Source organism: Streptomyces sp. NPDC056948 (assembly GCF_042674225.1).
Taxonomy (GTDB): Bacteria; Actinomycetota; Actinomycetes; order Streptomycetales; family Streptomycetaceae; genus Streptomyces; species Streptomyces purpurascens.
The window spans coordinates 1-1,510 of record NZ_JBHUQX010000801.1; the positions used below are offsets into that span (position 1 = coordinate 1).

Genomic DNA, 1,510 nt, shown 5'->3' on the forward strand with positions numbered 1-1,510 from the left:
ATGAGATGAACGGCGCCATGGCGACGCCGATGCCGAGGCCGCCCATCAGGCGGCTTCCTCGTAGTCGCGGGTGGCGCGGGCTATGCGCCGGGCGGCACCCCCGATCACACCACACCCACCAGGAGCTGACCATGAGTCACCGGCCGACCGGGCCCGCATGCGGCAACAACCCGAGCCACCCGCTCACCGACGGAGACCGCCAGGCCGTCGCCGACTTCCGCGCCTTCCTCGAGGACCGGGCCGCGCTCCGCGACCGCATTGCCGAAGCCCTACGCGAGGCCGACACCTACGCTCAACTCGAACGCCGCGACGACCGCGAGCGGTTCGCCGACGCGGTGCTGGCCGTGCTGCCGCCGCCCGTGTCCCGGGCCGACGTCCTCCGCGAGGCCGCCGAGGTCGCCGAGGGCCTGCGCCAGTTCGAGTCCGTGACCGGCGCCCGCAAGTCGGCGCAGGTGTCGGAGAACATCGGCATCCTCCGGGTCGCCACCGAGCTGCTCCGCCTGGCCGACGAAGAACACCCCGCCGCCCAGCCGGACACCAACCGCCGCATCCCGCTCCCCGGCATCCCCGAGTGCGGAGCCGACTGCCCCTGCCGCCGCGTGCCCAAAGCGCAGCAGGACGGGGCGCAATCGTGATCGCCGAAGCCATCGACACCGTCCTCACCCTCGGCTGGGCCCTGCTCGCCTGGGTCGCCGTCCTCGCCGCCGTCGGCTCCATCGTCATCCTCGCCGCCATCGCGACCGGCGCGTGGACCGTCCGCCTCGTCTGGCGCACCGTCGTACGCCCCTCCTGGGCCCGCGGCCGCATCACCGCCCGGCGCATAGCCCGCGCCACCCGCGACTACGAGGAAGCCGCCTGATGGGCGGCCTCGGCATCGGCGTCGCCATGGCGCCGTTCATCTCCGCGCTCCTGCTCGGCCTCGGCTGGGCAGGAGCGCGCCCTCCTCAACCTGATCCGAAGGAGAGCCCAGTGACCCCAGCGCGCAGCACCGCCCGCGCCTGCCGCATCACCGCCGTCATCCCGCTCGCCAGCGCCATCTACTCCGCCACCCACCACCCGCACTACGCCCTCCCCGGGCTCATCAGCACGGGCGTCCTGCTGGCCATCGCCGCGTCGTACGACACGGAGGACCGCCGGATCCGGGCCCGGCACGAGCAGCTGCGCCGCGCGGCCGTCGCCGACGAGCAGCTGCTGCCGCCGCCTGTGCCGTGCTGTTCGTTCTGGCGCAACAGCGGCGGCGAGGTGCACAACCCCGACGACTGCACCCGCCCGCCGGCCGCCCGCACCCCGCAGCACGGCGCACCGCTCGACGACCAGAGCGCGGCATGACCGGCCCGAGCACGACGCCCCGGGGCGAGCACCCGCCCGCCCCGGGCGCCACCTGGAACACCGAACTGGTCAGCCTCGGCGAGGTCGTCGTCGACAGCGACGACGGCGAGTCCCCGTTCGGCTGGCGCGAGTTGCCGAAGCCCAACCGCGAGACCCGGCGCGCAGCACGGAGGAAGAAGTG

General features: G+C 74.2%; 4 protein-coding genes. All 4 read left to right on the forward strand.

Annotated elements, in window-relative coordinates:
* The first annotated feature begins 131 nt into the window (after positions 1-131).
* Complete coding sequence (locus ACFTZL_RS44825; RefSeq protein ID WP_382596377.1) at positions 132-635, forward strand: hypothetical protein; 504 nt, start codon at positions 132-134, stop codon at positions 633-635.
* A complete protein-coding gene (locus ACFTZL_RS44830) occupies positions 632-859 on the forward strand; it encodes a hypothetical protein (RefSeq protein WP_382596380.1) in 228 nt (75 codons plus the stop codon). Before ACFTZL_RS44825 ends, ACFTZL_RS44830 begins: the two co-directional genes overlap by 4 nt.
* 110 nt (positions 860-969) lie before the next feature.
* Entirely contained in the window at positions 970-1,329 is a 360-nt protein-coding gene (locus ACFTZL_RS44835; protein ID WP_382596383.1) for a hypothetical protein, read from the forward strand.
* On the forward strand, positions 1,326-1,510 hold a 185-nt coding region (locus tag ACFTZL_RS44840), incomplete at its 3' end, for a hypothetical protein (protein ID WP_382596386.1). The genes ACFTZL_RS44835 and ACFTZL_RS44840, both read left to right, overlap by 4 nt.

Bases quoted from the DNA above. Each gene is read 5' to 3' on its own strand.
- ACFTZL_RS44825 (WP_382596377.1), top strand. From the start codon at position 132: ATGAGTCACCGGCCGACCGGGCCCGCATGCGGCAACAACCCGAGCCAC.